The sequence below is a fragment of the Mesorhizobium tamadayense genome (genome assembly GCF_003863365.1).
In the GTDB taxonomy this organism is placed as follows: domain Bacteria; phylum Pseudomonadota; class Alphaproteobacteria; order Rhizobiales; family Rhizobiaceae; genus Mesorhizobium; species Mesorhizobium tamadayense.
Genome location: NZ_RQXT01000003.1, coordinates 151,325 through 168,389, shown reverse-complemented (window position 1 = coordinate 168,389; position 17,065 = coordinate 151,325). Strand labels below are relative to the sequence as shown.

The 17,065-nt window shown below is 63.7% G+C and carries 19 protein-coding genes, 1 tRNA gene and 1 pseudogene; 6 read left to right on the top strand and 15 right to left on the bottom strand.

The window, feature by feature from the left end; genetic code table 11:
- Nucleotides 1-56: 56 nt before the first annotated feature.
- Nucleotides 57-713, top strand: a complete 657-nt coding sequence (locus EH240_RS04010) for an O-methyltransferase (RefSeq protein ID WP_124996122.1) — start codon at nucleotides 57-59, stop codon at nucleotides 711-713.
- 21 nt (nucleotides 714-734) lie between these two features.
- Here the strand turns inward: EH240_RS04010 and EH240_RS04005 are convergent, their stop codons facing one another.
- Nucleotides 735-1,394, bottom strand: a complete 660-nt coding sequence (locus tag EH240_RS04005; RefSeq protein ID WP_124996121.1) for a response regulator transcription factor — start codon at nucleotides 1,392-1,394, stop codon at nucleotides 735-737.
- A gap of 119 nt (nucleotides 1,395-1,513) precedes the next feature.
- A complete protein-coding gene (locus EH240_RS04000; RefSeq protein WP_124996120.1) occupies nucleotides 1,514-1,951 on the bottom strand; it encodes a hypothetical protein in 438 nt (145 codons plus the stop codon).
- Between the two features lie 114 nt (nucleotides 1,952-2,065).
- Here EH240_RS04000 and EH240_RS03995 point away from each other — a divergent pair, with 114 nt between their 5' ends.
- Genes EH240_RS03995 through EH240_RS03985 form a run of 3 tightly spaced genes read left to right on the top strand, consistent with a single transcriptional unit; the run spans nucleotide 2,066 to nucleotide 4,478 of the window.
- Complete coding sequence (locus EH240_RS03995; RefSeq protein WP_124996119.1) at nucleotides 2,066-2,416, top strand: DUF952 domain-containing protein; 351 nt, start codon at nucleotides 2,066-2,068, stop codon at nucleotides 2,414-2,416.
- Nucleotides 2,413-3,486, top strand: coding sequence for a quinone-dependent dihydroorotate dehydrogenase (locus EH240_RS03990; protein WP_124996118.1), 1,074 nt, complete (start codon nucleotides 2,413-2,415; stop codon nucleotides 3,484-3,486). The genes EH240_RS03995 and EH240_RS03990 overlap by 4 nt, the downstream gene beginning before the upstream one ends.
- Nucleotides 3,486-4,478 carry a PLP-dependent cysteine synthase family protein gene (locus EH240_RS03985; protein WP_342634068.1) on the top strand — a complete coding sequence of 331 codons (993 nt, stop codon included), beginning with the start codon at nucleotides 3,486-3,488 and terminating at the stop codon, nucleotides 4,476-4,478. Before EH240_RS03990 ends, EH240_RS03985 begins: the two co-directional genes overlap by 1 nt.
- 44 nt (nucleotides 4,479-4,522) lie before the next feature.
- Here the strand turns inward: EH240_RS03985 and EH240_RS03980 are convergent, their stop codons facing one another.
- Complete coding sequence (locus tag EH240_RS03980) at nucleotides 4,523-5,782, bottom strand: MATE family efflux transporter (RefSeq protein ID WP_425374764.1); 1,260 nt, start codon at nucleotides 5,780-5,782, stop codon at nucleotides 4,523-4,525.
- A 214-nt stretch (nucleotides 5,783-5,996) separates the two neighbouring features.
- Between EH240_RS03980 and EH240_RS03975 the strand changes: the two genes are divergently transcribed.
- Nucleotides 5,997-6,899 (top strand): histone deacetylase family protein, encoded by a 903-nt coding sequence (locus EH240_RS03975; protein ID WP_124996115.1) that lies wholly within the window; start codon nucleotides 5,997-5,999, stop codon nucleotides 6,897-6,899.
- Nucleotides 6,900-6,911: 12 nt separating this feature from the next.
- Here EH240_RS03975 and EH240_RS03970 read toward each other — a convergent pair whose 3' ends face one another.
- Nucleotides 6,912-7,175, bottom strand: coding sequence for a DUF6460 domain-containing protein (locus tag EH240_RS03970; protein ID WP_124996114.1), 264 nt, complete (start codon nucleotides 7,173-7,175; stop codon nucleotides 6,912-6,914).
- A gap of 163 nt (nucleotides 7,176-7,338) precedes the next feature.
- Here EH240_RS03970 and EH240_RS03965 point away from each other — a divergent pair.
- Nucleotides 7,339-7,412 (top strand) — tRNA-Gly (locus EH240_RS03965).
- Nucleotides 7,413-7,491: 79 nt separating this feature from the next.
- Here the strand turns inward: EH240_RS03965 and EH240_RS39815 are convergent.
- The 11 genes and pseudogenes from EH240_RS39815 to EH240_RS03910 all read right to left on the bottom strand — a co-directional run bounded on the left by EH240_RS39815 (nucleotide 7,492) and on the right by EH240_RS03910 (nucleotide 17,063).
- Nucleotides 7,492-8,511: pseudogene (locus tag EH240_RS39815) on the bottom strand (tyrosine-type recombinase/integrase).
- Nucleotides 8,498-8,806: a helix-turn-helix transcriptional regulator gene (locus EH240_RS03955; RefSeq protein ID WP_206075218.1), complete on the bottom strand. Its 309-nt coding sequence runs from the start codon at nucleotides 8,804-8,806 to the stop codon at nucleotides 8,498-8,500. The pseudogene EH240_RS39815 and the gene EH240_RS03955 overlap by 14 nt, the downstream one beginning before the upstream one ends.
- A 275-nt stretch (nucleotides 8,807-9,081) precedes the next feature.
- Nucleotides 9,082-9,573, bottom strand: a complete 492-nt coding sequence (locus EH240_RS03950; protein ID WP_124996113.1) for a helix-turn-helix transcriptional regulator — start codon at nucleotides 9,571-9,573, stop codon at nucleotides 9,082-9,084.
- 180 nt (nucleotides 9,574-9,753) lie between these two features.
- Nucleotides 9,754-10,575 carry a trypsin-like serine peptidase gene (locus tag EH240_RS03945; RefSeq protein WP_124996112.1) on the bottom strand — a complete coding sequence of 274 codons (822 nt, stop codon included), beginning with the start codon at nucleotides 10,573-10,575 and terminating at the stop codon, nucleotides 9,754-9,756.
- Nucleotides 10,572-10,934 carry a hypothetical protein gene (locus EH240_RS03940; protein WP_124996111.1) on the bottom strand — a complete coding sequence of 121 codons (363 nt, stop codon included), beginning with the start codon at nucleotides 10,932-10,934 and terminating at the stop codon, nucleotides 10,572-10,574. The genes EH240_RS03945 and EH240_RS03940 overlap by 4 nt, the downstream gene beginning before the upstream one ends.
- A gap of 16 nt (nucleotides 10,935-10,950) precedes the next feature.
- Nucleotides 10,951-11,637, bottom strand: a complete 687-nt coding sequence (locus tag EH240_RS03935) for a hypothetical protein (protein WP_124996110.1) — start codon at nucleotides 11,635-11,637, stop codon at nucleotides 10,951-10,953.
- Between the two features lie 56 nt (nucleotides 11,638-11,693).
- On the bottom strand, nucleotides 11,694-12,728 hold the full coding sequence (locus EH240_RS03930; RefSeq protein ID WP_124996109.1) for a DUF4438 domain-containing protein: 1,035 nt from the start codon (nucleotides 12,726-12,728) through the stop codon (nucleotides 11,694-11,696).
- Nucleotides 12,725-13,564 carry a hypothetical protein gene (locus EH240_RS03925; protein WP_124996108.1) on the bottom strand — a complete coding sequence of 280 codons (840 nt, stop codon included), beginning with the start codon at nucleotides 13,562-13,564 and terminating at the stop codon, nucleotides 12,725-12,727. Before EH240_RS03925 ends, EH240_RS03930 begins: the two co-directional genes overlap by 4 nt.
- 30 nt (nucleotides 13,565-13,594) lie before the next feature.
- On the bottom strand, nucleotides 13,595-14,698 hold the full coding sequence (locus EH240_RS03920; RefSeq protein WP_124996107.1) for a hypothetical protein: 1,104 nt from the start codon (nucleotides 14,696-14,698) through the stop codon (nucleotides 13,595-13,597).
- A gap of 33 nt (nucleotides 14,699-14,731) precedes the next feature.
- Nucleotides 14,732-15,277 (bottom strand): hypothetical protein, encoded by a 546-nt coding sequence (locus tag EH240_RS03915; RefSeq protein WP_124996106.1) that lies wholly within the window; start codon nucleotides 15,275-15,277, stop codon nucleotides 14,732-14,734.
- Nucleotides 15,278-15,290: 13 nt separating this feature from the next.
- Nucleotides 15,291-17,063, bottom strand: a complete 1,773-nt coding sequence (locus EH240_RS03910) for a hypothetical protein (protein ID WP_245435819.1) — start codon at nucleotides 17,061-17,063, stop codon at nucleotides 15,291-15,293.
- Nucleotides 17,064-17,065: the final 2 nt, after the last annotated feature.

Genomic DNA, 17,065 nt, shown 5'->3' with positions numbered 1-17,065 from the left:
AAGGATTATTCGTATTTTTCGAGGCAACACAAGAACGCACTCGATCGGAGCCCAGCATGACGACCCTGACCGGAACCCCGCTTGCGCCCCTGCTCGCCCGCTTGCTCGAGGAAGCCAATGCTGCGACCAGCCCGGCGATGGCCCAGTATTCGCGCGAGGAACGGGCGCGCCTGCTCGGCAGCAAGACCGAATACCTCGATTTCTACGGCAGCCTGAAGGATCTGTGGCTCGCGGTTTCGCCGCAAGCCGGCACGCTGCTCTACATGCTGGCGCGCAGCACCGGCGCACGCATCATCGTCGAGTTCGGCACTTCGTTCGGCATCTCGACGCTCTATCTCGCCGCAGCTCTGCGCGACAATGGCGGCGGCCGTCTGATCACCACGGAGTTCGAGCCGTCGAAGGTGATGCGAGCCAAGGCCAATCTAACGGAAGGTGGCCTCATCGATCTGGTCGAGGTCCGCGAGGGCGACGCGCTGGAGACGCTGAGCAGGGACCTGCCGGACCGAATAGACCTTCTGCTGCTCGACGGCGCCAAGGCGCTCTACCCGGAAATCATCAGCCTGGTCGAGAGCCGGCTCAGGCCCGGAGCGCTGGTCATCGCCGACAATGCCGACTTCTCTCCCGAATACCTGGAGCGGGTGCGCTCGCCGGCTGGCGGCTACATGTCGACCCCGTTCGGCGACGACGTCGAGCTGTCGATGCGGCTCGGCTGAACAAGACTTGGATACAAGCGATCAGCTCACCGGCTGCAACGGGTCGCCGCCGATCTTGGAGAGTTGGATGACCGCCTGGGTGCGGCTGTCGACGCCGAGCTTCTGCAGGATGGCGGAAACATGCGCCTTGATGGTGGCCTCGGAGACGCCGAGCTCATAGGCGATCTGCTTGTTGAGCAGCCCCTCGGCCAGCATGCCGAGCACCCGCGTCTGCTGCGGCGTCAGCGCCTGCAGCCGCTTGATCAGGTCTGAGATCTCAGGGTCGCGCTCGACGCCGAGCTCGATGCCGGCCGGCGCGGCGATATCGCCGGCAAGCACGGCCTGCACGGCGGCGCGGATCTCGTCCATGCTTGCCGATTTGGAGATGAAGCCGGACGCGCCGAGATCGAGCGCGCGGCGGATGGTGACGGGATCATCATGCGCCGACACAACCACCAGCGGCACCGAGGAATGGATGCCGCGCAGCGAGATCAGCCCGGATAGGCCGCTGGCGCCCGGCATCGAGAGGTCGAGCAGCACCATGTCGATGTCTTCATTGGCCACGACCAGCGCCTTGGCGCTTTCGAAATCGCCGGCCTCGTGGATGGCGGCGACGTCGCCTATGCCGGCAAGCGCCTCCTTCAGCGCACCACGAAAAAGCGGATGGTCGTCGGCAATGACGAAGGTGTGGCCCGACGGCAAATATTCCTCCCAAGACCCCATCGCTGATTATGTGTTTCTTGCGGGATCGGAACGATTATGCGGCGGCGCGCTCCGTTTTCAAGCAGCAAAGAGCTGGAAAAGAGTTTCTCCAGAGCGATTCAGGTCTTTTGCGGAGCGGGCTTCGCGCCACCGTCGCCGTTTTCCCTGTCCATATCCTTGACGATGTCCATGAAGCTGCGGAAGAAGCGCTCCATATAGCTTAGCGTCTTGTTGAAATCCTCCTCGCTCGGCAGTTGAGACTCCAGCCGGGCGGAGGGCGAACTCTCGAGCTTGGCGACGCGCTCGTCCAGCGCCCTCACCGAGCTCTGCAGCCGGTCGATCTCTTCCTGGAAGGCGGCGCGCTCGTCGGCCGCCATCTTGCAGACGAGTTGGCCGGAGCGTTCCTCGCAAATCGACATGGCGCCTGTCTGGGTGTCCATGCGGACATAGCCGTTGGCCGACTTCTCCAGCCGGTAGCGATCGGTCTCCTCGGAATAGGCCGATGCGGCGACCAGCGAGCAAAGCGCCGCCGGGATCAGGATGTGTTGCAGACGCATGTTGTTTATCCTCCATGAGCCGTTGAGCCAAGAATATCACAGGTTTGCGCCTGAAATGGGGAAGAGTTCTGAAGCACCCTTTCCCCCATGGTTCGTTCGGACTATAGCGCGACAATGTCTCAGATTATCTACAAGATCGCGCCTGAAGCCATGTGGCGCGAAGCGGAACGGAGCGGCCGCTTCACGGGAGCGCCGATCGACATTGCCGACGGCTTCATCCATTTCTCCACCGCCGCGCAGGTGCGCGAGACTGCGGCCAGGCATTTCACCGGCCAGACGGACCTGCTTCTGATCGCTGTCGACGGAGCGCAGCTGGGTGAGGCGCTGAAATACGAGGTGTCGCGCGGCGGCGCCTTGTTCCCGCATCTCTACGCCCCGCTTGACCTCGATGCCGTCCTCTGGGCAAGGCCACTGCCGCTCGGCGGCGATGGCCGGCATCAATTCCCCATGCTGGAGGGCGAATGAGCGTGCTCGACCGGATCGGCCGGAAGCTGCTTTTCTCCCTCGATCCGGAAGCAGCGCACGGTCTATCGATCGCGGCGCTGAGATGCGGCCTGCCGGTCGCCTCGCCTCCCCCGCGCGACGCGCGGCTCAGGGTCAGCCTTTGCGGGCTCGATTTCCCCAACCCGCTCGGCATGGCGGCTGGCTACGACAAGAATGCCGAGGTGCCGGATGCATTGCTCAAGCTCGGCTTCGGCTTCGCCGAAGTCGGCACGATCACACCGCTGCCGCAGCCGGGCAACCCCAAGCCGCGCATCTTTCGGCTGACGGCGGACGAGGCTGTGATCAATCGGCTCGGCTTCAACAATGAAGGCCATGACGCCGCCGAAAAGCGGCTTGCCGCGCGCAAGGGACGCGATGGAATCGTCGGCGTCAACATCGGCGCCAACAAGGACAGCGCCGACCGCGTTGGCGACTACGAGCGCGGCGTCGCCCGCTTCGCGCCTTACGCCAGCTATCTCACCGTCAACATCTCCTCGCCCAACACGCCCGGCCTGCGCAACATGCAGGCGCGCGAGCAGCTCGGCGAGCTCTTGTCGCGTGTGATGGCGGCGCGCGAGAACGCTTTGGCGCGGCCGCCCGTCTTCCTCAAGATCGCGCCGGACCTCGTCGAAGCTGAACTGGAAGACATCGCCGCCGAGGTGATCGAGAAAAAGATCGACGGCGTCATCGTCTCCAACACGACGCTCGCGCGCGCTGGGTTGCGCAGCGCAAGCCTCGCGGGCGAAACCGGCGGGCTGTCGGGCAAGCCGCTTTTTGAGCGTTCGACCGCGGTGCTGGCGAAGATGCGCAAGCTCCTCGGTGCGAAGATGGCGATCATCGGTGTCGGCGGCGTCGATTCCACCGAGACGGCGCTGGAGAAGATCCGCGCCGGCGCCGATCTCGTCCAGCTCTATACCGGCATGATCTATGCCGGTCCGGCGTTGCCCGGCCGCATCGTTACCGGCATAGCGCGCTTCGTGGATCGGGAACGGCTAAAGTCCATCGGAGAGTTGCGCGATACCGGTTGCGCAAACTGGTCCAAACGACTCTGATGACTCCTGCGAAACCGGGAAGGCAGGCAATGGCCGAGGTTCTGAACTCCGTCGTCGACTCGATCGGTGGAACTCCATTGGTCCGGCTCGACAGGCTGACGGCGCAAGCGGGCGTCAGGGGCAGGATCCTCGCCAAGCTGGAATATCTCAATCCGGGTTTTTCGAAGAAGGATCGTGCGGCGCTTGGAATAATCGAGGAAGCCGAAAGATCCGGTGCCATAAAACCGGGGCAAACGGTGGTCGAGCTCACCTCCGGAAACATGGGCACCGGCCTCGCTATCATCTGTGCGGTCAGGGGCTACCCATTCGTCGCAGTGATGTCGAAGGGCAACTCCGAAGAGCGCGCGCGAATGATGACGGCGCTCGGCGCGGAAGTGATTCTCGTGGACCAACTGCCAGGGTCGGTGCCTGGGCAGGTATCGGGCGGCGATTTGGCGCTCGTCGAGCAGACCGCCAAGGCGGTGGCGGCGGAAAGAGGCGCGTATCGCGCCGATCAGTTCCATCGCGACGGGAACTGGCTTGCGCACTATCGCGGGACCGGGCCGGAAATCTGGGACGCCAGCCATGGCGCCGTCGACGCATTCGTCGACTTCATCGGCTCGGGCGGAACATATGCGGGGGTAGCGAGGGCGCTCAAGGAACGCAATCCCCTGATCAAGTGCTTCATCGTCGAACCCAAGGGCGCCGCCGCCGCCGCGGGAGAGCCGATCACCCAATCCGAACATCCCATTCAAGGCGGTGGCTATACAATGCCGGACCTGGCGTTCCTAAACAATGTGCCGATCGATGGCTATCTTCAGGTTTCCGGCGATGAGGCACGTCAGGTCACGCGCTTGCTCGCGCGCAGCGAAGGCATCTTCGGCGGTTTCTCCTCCGGAGCGAATGTGGCCGCCGCGTTGCGCCTTCTGAACGGCGATCAATCGGGCAAGACGATAGCCGTGGTCATTTGCGACTCCGGGCTGAAGTACCTGTCGACCGACCTCTGGAGCTGAGAAGCAACGCCGTCACCCCCTGCGCGCCACGACCACGGTCGATGCTAAAAGGCCGTCCTCACCCTGAGGCGCAGCACCGCGAGCAGGCTCAACCCCCGCACCAGCAAAAAGACGTGCAGCGCGGCCCACAGGCCGTTGTTGCCGAAGGCCGGCGCCAGCGTGATGAGCGCGGCGCTGAACGCGAGGAACGACACCAGCATCATGTTGCGCATGTCGCGCGACCAGGTGGCGCCGATGAAGACGCCGTCCATCTGGAAGGCGAGCACGCCGCTCAGCGCCGTGAAAGCCGCCCAGGGCAGATAGGTGTCGGCTGCCGCGCGGACATCGGCCGAGGTCGTCACCAGCGCCACCAGATCGGAGCCGGCCGTGAGCAGCACCAGGGTCGCCACGCCGGCGAGGCCGAAACCCCAGATCAGCGTCAGCCGCACGGCCTGCCGGAACGGTGTTGCCGCATGCGCGCCGATGGCGCGGCCTGCCAGTTGCTCGGCAGCGGTGGCAAAGCCGTCGAGGAAATAGCCGGCAATGAGGAAGAAGTTCATCAGCACGGCGTTGGCGGCGAGCGTCACCGTGCCGAACTGCGCGCCCTGCCTGGTGAACAGCGCGAAGGCGGCAAGCAGCGAGAAGGAGCGGATCATGATGTCGCGGTTGAGCGACAGCATGCGCCGGTAGGCCGGCAGGTCGAGGATACGCCGGCGCGATGGCCACTCCAGCCTGCGGAACCGCCTGAGCACGATGGCAAGGCCAAGCAGCATCGCCAGGAACTCGCCGGTGACGGTCGCCCAGGCAACGCCGGCAACACCCCAGCCGAGCTCGAGGCCGAGCAGGAAGCAGAGCGCGATGTTGATGCCGTTGAGCACGACCTGCAGCATCAGCCCGAGCCCGCCCTCGCCGCGGCCCAGCGCGTAGCCCAGTATGGCGTAGTTGACCAGCGAGAAGGGCGCGGCAAGAAGCCTGATGCGGATATAGACCGACATCGCCGCGCTGACGCGCGGCTCGGCGCCCATGAACCACTGGCCGGCCACGGCAAAGAGCGGCGCAAGGGCTGCAAGCACGACGCCGGCGACGACCGCGATCAGCATGGCCCGCCAGAAAACAGCTTGTTCTTCCAATGGATCGCCGCGCCCGAAAGCCTGGGCGACGAGGCCGGTGGTGCCGGAGCGCAGGAAGTTGAAGGTGGTGAAGACGACGTCGAATACCAGCGCTCCGGCGGCCAGGCCGCCGAGCAGGGCCGCGTCGCCGAACTGCCCGACCACCGCGGTGTCGACGATGCCGAGCAGCGGCGTCGTCAAATAGGCAAGCATCATCGGCACGGCGATCGTGAGCACCGAGCGATTGCTGACGATGAAGTACCTGGCGTTGGCCTGGGTCGCATCCAATGGATTGCTGCCTTGCAGCTTGATCGAACCGCCGATGTGCCCCAGTTTGCCGCTGCCGCGCAATCGCCAACCCGTGGCGGCCAACCGAATTCCCAGACTGGCGCAGAAAGACTGGTGCAGAAAGACTGGCGCAGGCCACTTCATGCCTTTGCAGATCGTCCATCACCCCGACTACGACGCCGGCTTCGCTGTCAACCATCGCTTTCCGATGAGTAAATATCCGCTTTTGATGGAGGCCTTGCGGTGCCGTGGACTCGCCGTCGCGGAAGCGCTCTCGATGCCCGAACCGGCGCCGGCGGCATGGCTGAAGCTTGCGCACGCTGCCGGCTATGTCGACCAGGTGATCGCATGCGAGGTGCCTGAAAAAATCGAACGCGAGATCGGCTTCCCGGTCGGCCGGCGCGTGTCGCTGAGGGCACAGCTAGCCACCGCAGGCACGGTGCTGGCGGCGCGACTGGCACTGAAACACGGTATAGCCTGCAACGCCGCCGGCGGAAGCCATCACGCCCGGCGCGCGCAAGGCGCGGGCTTCTGCACCTTCAACGACGTTGCCGTCGCTTCGCTGGTGCTGCTTGCCGAGCAGGCCGTCGAAAACATCCTGGTCGTCGATCTCGACGTGCACCAGGGCGACGGCACCGCCGACATCCTCAAGGATGAAACCCGCGCCTTCACTTTTTCCATGCATGGCGATCGCAACTACCCGGCGCGCAAGATCGCCTCCGATCTCGATATAGCGCTGCCGGACGGCACCGGCGACGCCGCCTATCTCGACCGGCTCCGCGTCATTCTTCCGGAGCTTTCCGCAAGACGGCGCTGGGACATCGTCTTCTACAACGCCGGAGTGGATGTCCATGCCGAGGACAGGCTTGGCCGGCTGGCACTCTCCGATGATGGCCTGCGCGTCCGCGACAAGACGGTTATCAGCCATTTCCGCGCAGCCGGCATTCCGGTGTGCGGCGTCATCGGCGGCGGCTATTCGGCCGACGTGCCGGCGCTTGCCGGGCGCCACGCCATCCTGTTCGAGGCGGCTGCTGGCTACGCCTGACTCTCGCCAGGGCTACTTCCTGTAGCTGGCGATCCTGAGCAGGATGAAGGCCGGCACGACGATCGCGGCGCCAAGCAGGATATAGCCCAGGAAGCGGTCGATGGCATGGAAGCCGAGGTTCCACAGATCGATGAAGAACTGGCGGATGCCATAGAACACGTCCATCGGGCTCCAGCCGAAGGCGTGCATGACGAGGCCGACGAGGAAGGAAACCACCAGCAGCTTGATCAGCACCCGGAGCGGTGAGTCACCGAGAAAGCGCGTCAGTGCGGACAAGGGCCGTCTCCACGTTTCGGCTGCCCCGATTCGGGGCGCGCGATCTCAGAAATACGCGCTCGATTGCTCAGCATCAAGCCGAGGGAGGCGGCGCGTCTTTCGATGCTCTTTCGATGCATCGCCGATTGCTAGATGCAGGGCCACCATGGTAACGAGGGCTCGCGCGGGTATGATGTAATGGTAGCCTGTCAGCTTCCCAAGCTGAACGCGCGGGTTCGATTCCCGCTACCCGCTCCATGCCTCATCACATGGGTTTGCGCCTGATTTGGAGACCGCCCGAAAACGAGAGTTTTACAGGTAGTTTTACACATAGCGTTCACTTTTTGGCCTGATCGAGTTTTCGGATGCGCTCCTTGATTGCGGCTCCGCGGCTCACATAACGCCTTATGATGCGCGAAACATGGTCCTCTTCCCAGCCCATGATCTCGGCGATCTCGCGCTCGGTCAGGCCGGCTGTGTAAAATTTCGTCGCGGCCGTGCCCCGAAGATCGTGGAAGTTCAGGTCATCGCCTTTCGGCCATGCGATCTTCTTGGCATCGGAGAACGAGCTAGCCAAACCGTTGACAGTCCACGGGCGCTTCTTGCTGCTGGTCAGGACGACCGGCGAGCGCTTCGGTATCCGCCCAAGGGCGTCGCGCAGTTCCTGATAGAGCGGAATGATGGCTTCGCGCTGGTGTCTGCTTTTGCCGGTGGTGATGGTTATGGCATCCTCGTCGGCGTGGGACCATGATAGGCGGATGAGATCGCCGACCCGAAGGCCCGTGCATGCAGCCAGATCGACGGCATGGGCAATTTCGGCCGAGCACGTCTTCTTCAGATGCTCGATGTCGCTACCTGTCCAGATGATTTCCGAGCGAGAGCCGCTGTAGATCTGTCTGACGCCTTCGCAAGGGTTCGAGCCAATCTTGCCGAGTGGATCGACCGCGTATGAGAGCACGCGAGAGAGAACCTGCATGCCGTAATCAGCTGACCTGGGCGTCGCCGCATATGCCGCTCGCCACCGGCGGATTATTGGTCTGATCTTTTCCGGTCGATCGAACTGGGCGATGCGCAGCTCCCCGAAATGGCCGGCAATCCGGTCGAGCCAAGGACCCCAGTTACGTCGCGTCGACTCGGCGAGTTTCTTGTAGTCGGCGCTCGCCTTGATTGCGTGACCAACGATCGAAAGCGGTTGTTGTCAGGTGTCGTGCGGCTGGCAATCGCCTCATTGTAGGACGCGAGGAATTCCGGTGTGCTTGGCATCCCAGCAAGGCGCGGACCACCGCGCCGAGCATACCAATAGACCTTACCCTTGGCCGTTGACCCGGTGTAGGCCCTTCAATTCAAGCGTGACCATAATGCTTCGCCTCGAACGCCGCCAGTTCACCGTCGAGATGATCCTCGTCGCTCACTGGAGAACGTGCCGCCGGCGTATCGATGCCCGACAGGGCATCAATGGCATGATCAAGCGTCTGGACATCCCAAATCTTCCGACCAAGAAGTTCGAACGGATCTGGAAAGATGCCCTTGCGGACGAGCTTGTCAAAATGGGTTGGACTAACACCTACATAGGATGCGGCTTCCCTTCGGTTACAGCCGCGGCGGGCTTCAAACGGCAAGGCGTGGATAAGCCCGCAGGTGATCATCGTCATGGCAGAATGCTCCTTCTGCATGACGTTATAGCGCTATCTCCCGCCGAGAAGCCGAAGTTTGAGAAAAAAGCTCGGTGAGCGCTCTCGCGAGGTGCTATGCAAGGACCAGTCGCCACTATCCAATAATTTGAAAGGGGCCCGGATGGTGCTTCGAGAGAGGATTGAACTCTGATTGAATTAAATGATTTCAATGGCTTATGCTACAATTTTGTAACATTGTGACGATCATCGAAATGGACCAAATCTAGCGTCCGTCAGTGGAAACCGTTGGAATCTTATAGCCTATAGTCTTGGCGGTATTCGGGCCGACCAGCTAGAACGCAAGAGGCAATTGCCGAGCGCCGCCCGATATTCAGTTTCGCGAAGATCCGCCTTATGTGCTCACGCACGGTGTAGCCGCTGATGCCGAGTTGTCTGGCTATCTCCTTGTCCAACTTGCCTTCCGAGATCAAGAAGGCAATCTGGAGTTCGCGCCGCGTCAAGGTCTCAGCTGGCGAAGCCGGCAGGCCGGTAGAAGCGGCGGGCCCACCGTCCGCATCGTAGATCAGATAGCGCGTCCCGGCACACATCATGTGGCCTACAGGCACCCGGAAATGTGCATTTGCACTCGCGCCGCCGCGGCCGTCATTGTCCAAATCGCGGATTGCGATCAATGGATGGCCGTTGACGATGAAGCTGGACCTGTCCCTCGCCTCATTAGACCGAGACGAAGGATTGTCGTCAGCAACATCGGCGAGCTTCCGCAAGTTCTCGGCACGCATGGACATGGCCGAACGCCTTGGTTGGCGGGAAAGTCACTACAACGCACCCCCCGCGGTGCCCCAATAAAATCATCGCACCGCCGAGACCCCTCGGCGCGACCACTACTTAATGCTGCACTGATGCCCTAACCATGAACTATATCACCTCCCCGAATATTAGCACTCCAAAAAGTTAGATCGAGCTCGTCACTTTCCAGGCCCGAAACCGGAAAGGATGGAGCGCTGAAGGTCCGGCGTGATCCTGACGCCACGGTTGAACAACCCCGCGGGAGCAAGCGGGACACCAGGTCGGCAACCCCAGGCGCCTCCAGAATGGGGTCGCGGACCGGCCGTGTGAACCGCGATGACGAAGGGCGCGCCGCCCAGCTGGCGATGAATCCAGACAGGCGCGCCGCTATGGCCCGGGCAGGTGTCGACGCTGTAGAAGAGCTGCCGTTCGGTGATCCGGTCGAGGCGCTCGGAATGTTCCCATTGCGTGCCGTCCGGCTTGTCGGCCGGATAGCCGGAAATGTGGAGCAAGCGTGAAGCGCGAAGTCTTTCAATATCCTGGCGAGAAGGCGACCACAGCCGGAAGAAGGCGGGCGACGGCGAAAACGGCCGCTCCAAATCGATCAGCCCGACATCGTGCAGCGCCGACGGGCGGCGGCGGTAGGGCGGGTTGACGCGCCATTGCTTCGCCCATTGCCAGCCGAAGGGCCGGGCGTCGCGGGACGCGCGGCCCGGCGTGACACGGATGCGCACCGCAAGATTGGGAAGACCAAGGCGCTGCCGGATGGGACTGGTAATACAATGCGCCGCGGTGAGCAGACGCGTTGGCGAAATCAGGAAGGCAGTGCAGCCGGTCAGCCTGCCGTCGCCGAAATCACGTTCGATGTGGCAGACGGCGCTGTGCGGGAACCGGTTCGTATGCGCGATCCTGGTGCGGCCGTCGGTCGGGCCGACCACCGCATAGTCCGCTTCATCGGCCAGACGGTCGAGCGCGAAAGGGACCTCACCGAACAGCGTCATTTTTCTGGCCCTTTTTCGACCTCCGGGGGGTCGATTCCCGAGGGCTTGTCCTCGTCGAGCCCGGCCGCGCTGGCTTGGCCTTCATCGGTTGGGTTTGCAGGTGCTTCCGAGGCTTCATCGATGCCGAGCATGTTGCGCAGACGCTCCATCAGCCAAAACGCCTCCTCGCCGCGGCCGCCAAGGTAGGCCGTCGCCCGGTGCATGAACTCCTCGTCAGAGCTGAACGGTGCCTCTGCCTCGGCCGCCGCTGCCTCGGCAGCGCGCGGTGCCGGCGGGCGGAGGGCTCTGACCTCCTCGAGGACGATTGCGTCGAGATTGGCCCATGCGGACCTTGAACGAGATGCGATCTGCCCGTGCATCGGGACCTCCCTTGGTTCAGCGGATCAGGCCGGTTTCATCGAATGTGGTGCTGTTGGGGTCGTAGAGCAGCGGCCGCTCCCGGTCCTGCAGCCAACCTTCATAGTTTCTCGCCCGCCGCGGATGAATGCCCTGGCGGGTCAGGCGGGCGGCCTGGACCAGAACCTGACCCGGCTGCAGGTTGCGGATCGCGACGTTGACCTTGGGATCGGCGCGGCTCGGCTGCCGATAATGCTCGATGATCCGCTGCGCGATCGAGCTGTTGGCTTTGGTCATGCCAATGCTCAGCGGGCGGTCGCGGTCGATTCCGGCGCGGGTGATGCGGTAGACCTGTGGCCCCGTCGCCAAGAAGGGCCGCACTAGCGAATCGACGGGTTCACCGCGGCGTGCGGCAGCGCGCGCCGCGTCGATGGCTGCCAGTGAGACCGGCCGCGTCCATCCGCGCCAGCCGGGCAGTTGCCGTCCCGCCGCCCGCGCCGATGTCTGGCGGCCTGCCGGCCGGGCCTGCCGCATCGCTGCCTCGTCGAAAGATGCACCGCTGCTGCAGGTCCCACAGCCGCAGCCGGGGAAATGCCGGCTCCTGACTTCCACCGCGCGGAACGGCTGCCGCTGCCGGCAGCGCGCACAGCCGCAAGGCCTGGGATGACCGACCGCCTGGGCGGCCTCCTCAACCAGCGCGTCGAGTTGTTCGTCAAGATAGGACATGCCGGCTCCCTTCCCTGTGCTTCTTCCTATGCTTCTTCGTCCTGTTCCGGCCGCGATCAGCCAAAGCCGGTTTCAGCCCTGGCGCTCGATGCCATCGCTCGTTCGCGCAGCCGCGCCACCGTCCGTTCCCTCTGCTCCACTGTCGGCAGCGGAAACGACGGCCGTGCCGGCTGCGGCGGGCGGATGTCGAGAAAGCGGGCGATATTGGCGTCCGGCGACACTTCGAGTTGCAGCCGCGAGGCCGGCGCCGAAAGCAGCGAGACAACGCCCGGACCATGGCCGGCGACCGTGCTGTCGCTGTGGACGATGACCCCCACCGAGATATGCCCCTCCAGCCGCGACCGGCCGTAGCGGTTGTCGGCGTCCATGATCCCGACAATGTCGCCGAAACGCAGCGAGCCTAGCCTGTAGCGCCGCACCATGCCCGGATCCGACATCTGGATATCGTAGTCGCCACGCAGCACATTGTTGCGGCCAAGGCCGGAGCCCATGACGCGGGCCGGAATACGGTGCGTCACCTTGACGCGGATGCGGCCGTTGCGCTCAACCGGCCGCCAGCGCGCCAAGAGCCGCGGCGAGCAGTTCCAGATAGCCACATCGGGATAGTCGGTCAGGCGCAAGCCAAGCCCGTAGGCCCAGACTTGGACACCGTCACCAATCGCCATTTGCCGCATCGCCGGAACGGGAAAATCGATCAGCACCGTGTCGACACCGCCATGCTTGCCGGTCACCACGCCACGCGCCCCGGCGGCGCGGCCGGTAGTGACGATGGCGTGATTGCCGACACAGGAATAGCTTTGCAGCGCTTGGTTGGCGGCGTCCGGGCTGCCACCGGCGGCGCGCGCCTCATTGCGGATCGACACCGCCGGCTCGACATGATCTCCGGCGAGGCCAACGCAAGGATCACCGACGCGGTGGTTGAGCACGATGCCGCCGGTGCCCGGCAGCGAGCGCGGCCTGCCATCATATCCGATGCGCCAGGGTGTTCCCCTCTCTGTCGGCGAAGCGACCTGGCCGGCGACGCTGATCATGACCAGGTCGCGCGCATTGGTGCGCAAGCCGTGGCTCGGGTCCAGGCGGGGCGGGCTCATGCCGCGACCTCCGCCGGCGCCAGCTCATGCCAGAGCGCGCATGCATTGCGCCACGGATCATCAGGTGTCTCGTCGTCTTGACCGGCCGGGTCTTCCAGTGCCCAGTCGGTTTCGGTCCAGCCGTCGGGCAGCGCCAGGATGACCGGCGCCACGATCTGCACGATCGCGGCGCTGCGGCCACTGGCAGTAAGCGGAGCCAGCGCCGGCCAGAATGCCGGGCTGGACCAGCCTGGAAAGGCGCCTGGATGGTGCCTAGCGGGAAATTCCAGCCGCTCGAGATAGTCGCAGAACGGCGGCCTGCCACTGCCTGCCGTGCCGGCCATGGTCAGAATGTAGGCGCTGTCTGGTTGCAAGGCGGCCGAGAGCGCAATCACGTCGCGGGCGCACTCATCCAGCGGAGCGGCGGTGCCGGGCTGGTCGCCAAGCCTGGATTCGAGTGCCGCGCAGCAGCCTTCGAAGCGCGGTAACAGCGCTGTTTCCTCGCGTTCGGGCAGCGCGCTTTCATATTGCGCGTCGCCGATCCAGTGCACCCGCGACGACAGCCTGCCGTTCTGCCATGCGCGCCGCCACGGTTCGAGCTCTAGCGCCAGCTCCTTGAGGCAGGCACCCCTCGTATCCGGGCTAAGCCAGGAACCGCCCATCTGGTCAGGCCGGTGGCGATAGTATTCATCATTGTCGAGCAAGGTATAGAAGCCGCGTGGCAGCCATACCCGCGCGGACTGGGAAAGCACCACCGTCATCAGCAGCCCCATCGGCGACAACGCCAGCGGCGCATCGATGACGATGTTCGGCGGCTTGGGCGCGAAGCGCCCGGGAAGATAAAGATGGTGGTCCATCGCTGACACTCTTCATCCCCGGCGAACGGTTCAGGCGGCGATGCGTGAGGCGGTGTTTCGGTTGAGCCCATACGACCAGTGCACCCGGTCGCCATCGAGACCCGGGAAGCGACGTCCTTCGCGCGTCAGCCGATAGGCAGCCAGCCAGGCATCGGCCTGAGAGCCCATCTTCTTGGCGTCGGCGTCGAATTCGGCCGGCGTGATCGTCGTGCGGAACTCATTCTCGGCGATATACTGCAGGACCCGGCGCCCCGCATCCGCCATCTTGGCGCGCTGCGACATTTCGGCGGCGCCGCCGAGGTGCCGGTTGGCAACGGCCTCGATGACATCCCATTTGGTGTTGGCGTCGAAGGACTTCTTGATATCGGGCGCGTCGAACAGCTCGAAGATCTGCTGCACATACTGTCCGGTTTCCCGGGTCAGGGCCAGGATGTTGCCGTAGCTCGAACGATCGAGATGGTAGCGTAGATCGGTGCCGACGCGCTGCACCGTGGCGAGCGCGGCGAACGGCCTGTCGTTGATCGATGCCGAGCCGCGAATGACCTGGCCGATGGTCAAGTCTTGGAAATATTGCGACATTGCGTTCATGAAGGCGACCAGCATGAAGTGGAAGCTGCGGTTGACGATGGCGCCGGCCGGAACGGGGGCGCGGCCGTAATTGAAGACGCGGCGATAGGCGATCAGCCGGTCTCGGCGCTTGTAGCGGATCGGCCGCCACTTCTCGAGGATGTATAGCCCGCGCGCGCCGGGGCCGCGCTGAATGCGGATCTGGCCGTTTTGGAACAGTCGCCGCAATACATCGACCACCTGGAACAGCTTCATGCGGTCCATTTGGTAGATGTAATAGAGCTCTGCCGACGCCTGCAGCTGCGGAGGGATGATCGACTCGTCGAAGTCGTTGCGCAGCAGCGGCATCTGCAGCGAGTCGAACGGCTTGATTGGCCCGTCACCGAAGCCGACCAGATCCGAGAAGCTGGTGGTCGTGGTGCTGGACGAGCGTTCGAGCAATTCCCCGTAGCGACCCTCGAACTCGCTCTCGAACGCGGCGCGGTCCGCCGGCGACAATGCCGACAGCTCGTCCCGGAAGAAGCGCTGGAACAGCCGCTGGATGACCTGGTTGGATTCACTAGCCATAATCAGACCTCATCTTGCTCGAATTGGCGGCTCTCAAGGTTTTTTGGTTGGCGGCGGTTGGCCGCCGGTCGGCGGTTGGCTGTCGTCGATCGCTTTCTGGACAGCGGGCGCCAGCTCGAAAAAGCGCGCCAGCTCGTCGTCGGTGACGACCGAGGGAAGGCCACTGCTGAAGCTACCAGCGTTGCGAATACGCTTGATGAAGTCGTCGCGCCGGGTTCCCTGCGGCTTGCGATTGTTGAACGTCTCGATGTCGTGCAGCGACTTGAATCCCGCCTGGTTGAGCCATTGCCCCGCAATTGTGCGGCCGACAATGTCTCCGGTAGTGTCGACCGCGGCGGCATAGAGCGCGGTGACATTGTCCTTGTCGCGCAGGCCGATGGATTGGACCGTTTTATGCAGCTCGTCGATGGCGTCGGCGACTTTGTCGATAGCCCCCTTGGTTCCCTTGCTGCCGGTTTTGACCTCGTCTGTCAGCCGATCGATCGACTGCGGCGTCTCGGCTGCCGCCTTGAAGCGCGCCTCGATCCCGGCGTGGAATTTGTTGGCGGGTTTATAGGGAAAAGCGATTCTCGCAGCCATTGTTCTGCTCCTCTCAGCCGGCAGACCAGAAGTCGGGACGGTTCTGCCCCATGCTCGCCATCGAGCTCGCGATCGGCGACGGCATCTGGACTGGGTTCGGCAGGTCGACGTTGGGCTCCTGCAGCGTGTTGTTGAGGATCCAACGAATCATCCAACGGATCAGCGAATGATTGCTGTTGCTGTAGTTGAAGACATCGAAACCACATTGCGGTGTCAGCGAACGCACCAGGCGCTCCGTCTGGCTTTCCGCCTGGTAGAAGATGCGCAGCTCGCGGACCATGAGCGCTTGGCTTGCATCCCCGGGCGGAGGGACCAAGCCGGCGAACGGACCGAGCAATTCGCGGGAGATATCGCCGAGTGTCTCTCTCAGCTTGACGCTGAGTTCGCACTCGAGCAGGGGGGGATTGTTGGCCTGGTCCGTCAGGGCCAGCACCGCACCGACGGCAAGGCCGACGGCCGCAGCCCGCTTTTCCTGTTCGCCAACTCCGTCCGGGTCCGTCCCCACCGCGTAAAGATCGATCGCCCTGTCCACCAGGAAAAGCATGTAATCCAGAAGGACCTGACAGTTGATCTCGTCGTCGTCGCAGCCGCAGCCGGCGAAGCAGTCGACCTGTTCGAGCAACAGGCCCCGCGCAATGGTGAGCTTCATCAGGCGGTCAGCGCCTGTGTCAGCACCGCCGGCGCCATAGAGGCCGTAGACGATGATCGGCGGGCGCGCGACGTAGAGAAGCCGCGAGCTGCCTTGCGAGACGAAGGCATCGACAAAGAGCTGCAGGCTCGACACGAATGCCACCAGCGGCGGCGATTCCGGCGACCCGAACGTGATCGGGATTTTGATCGGAACATGAATGCTCTGGCCGAACTGAATGAGGCGCTGGAAGCGGTGAACGAGCATTGCGGATGCGGTGGATAGTTCACGCAAGCCCTCGACGCTTGCCCCGGTCGAGAGGTCGACCAGATCGTCCATTGCCTGTGACAGGGCGCTTTCCTCCAAAAGGGCGCGCAGATCGGCTTGGCCGCCTTCCTCGAGTTGCCGCACCAGATTGCGGTAGGCTTCAATGCCGCGCGGCCAATCCTCCTGGCCTAGAGAGCTTTCGACCGAGCCGGTCAGGCTGCGCAGTGCCATTATAACGGCGTTGCGGCGCGCCTGTAATTCACCGGCTGCCGAGCGCACGATCGATGTGCTGCGAGTGATGCCGCTGGAAGCCAATCCTTCGCCGATGGCGACGAGAATGAGGCCAGCCAAGACATCGCAGCTCTGGGCAAAACGCCTGAATAGAATAGCGCTGCCGTCGGTGAGCGTCCCGACATAGCGCGCAAGGCGAGAATACTCGCCAAGCTGACGGCGGGCCGACATGGCACGGTCGTGATTGACCGAATCAAGGGCGAGTCGGGCGGCGGCCAGTCCCTCAGTGGCAATTTGCCGGATGGAGCGGCCCCAGCCGATCATCTCGATGCGAATGTCCTTCAGCGGCGAGGAGGTCGAAAGCGTCTGCAGGTCGCGTTCGAGATCGTCCTGCGCCTGTGCCAGTTCGACCGAGGACGGGCCGGAATTCTTCGCCAGCGGCACATAGTCGGGCACGCTCGAATAGGGCAGGCCGGCGCGCTCGCGGCGGTCCCGATCCGCCTCATCTGGGTAGAAGCTCAGGAGAGCGTTGGCGATCTGGTCGGGATCACGCGGATCGCTGACGCGCAGCGTTTTGCGCAGCAGGTTGTCAACGGCAACTGTGGCAGGCGAGCGAAATTTCGAGACCGGGTTGGCGGCGGTTGGGATTGCGTCGACCATGA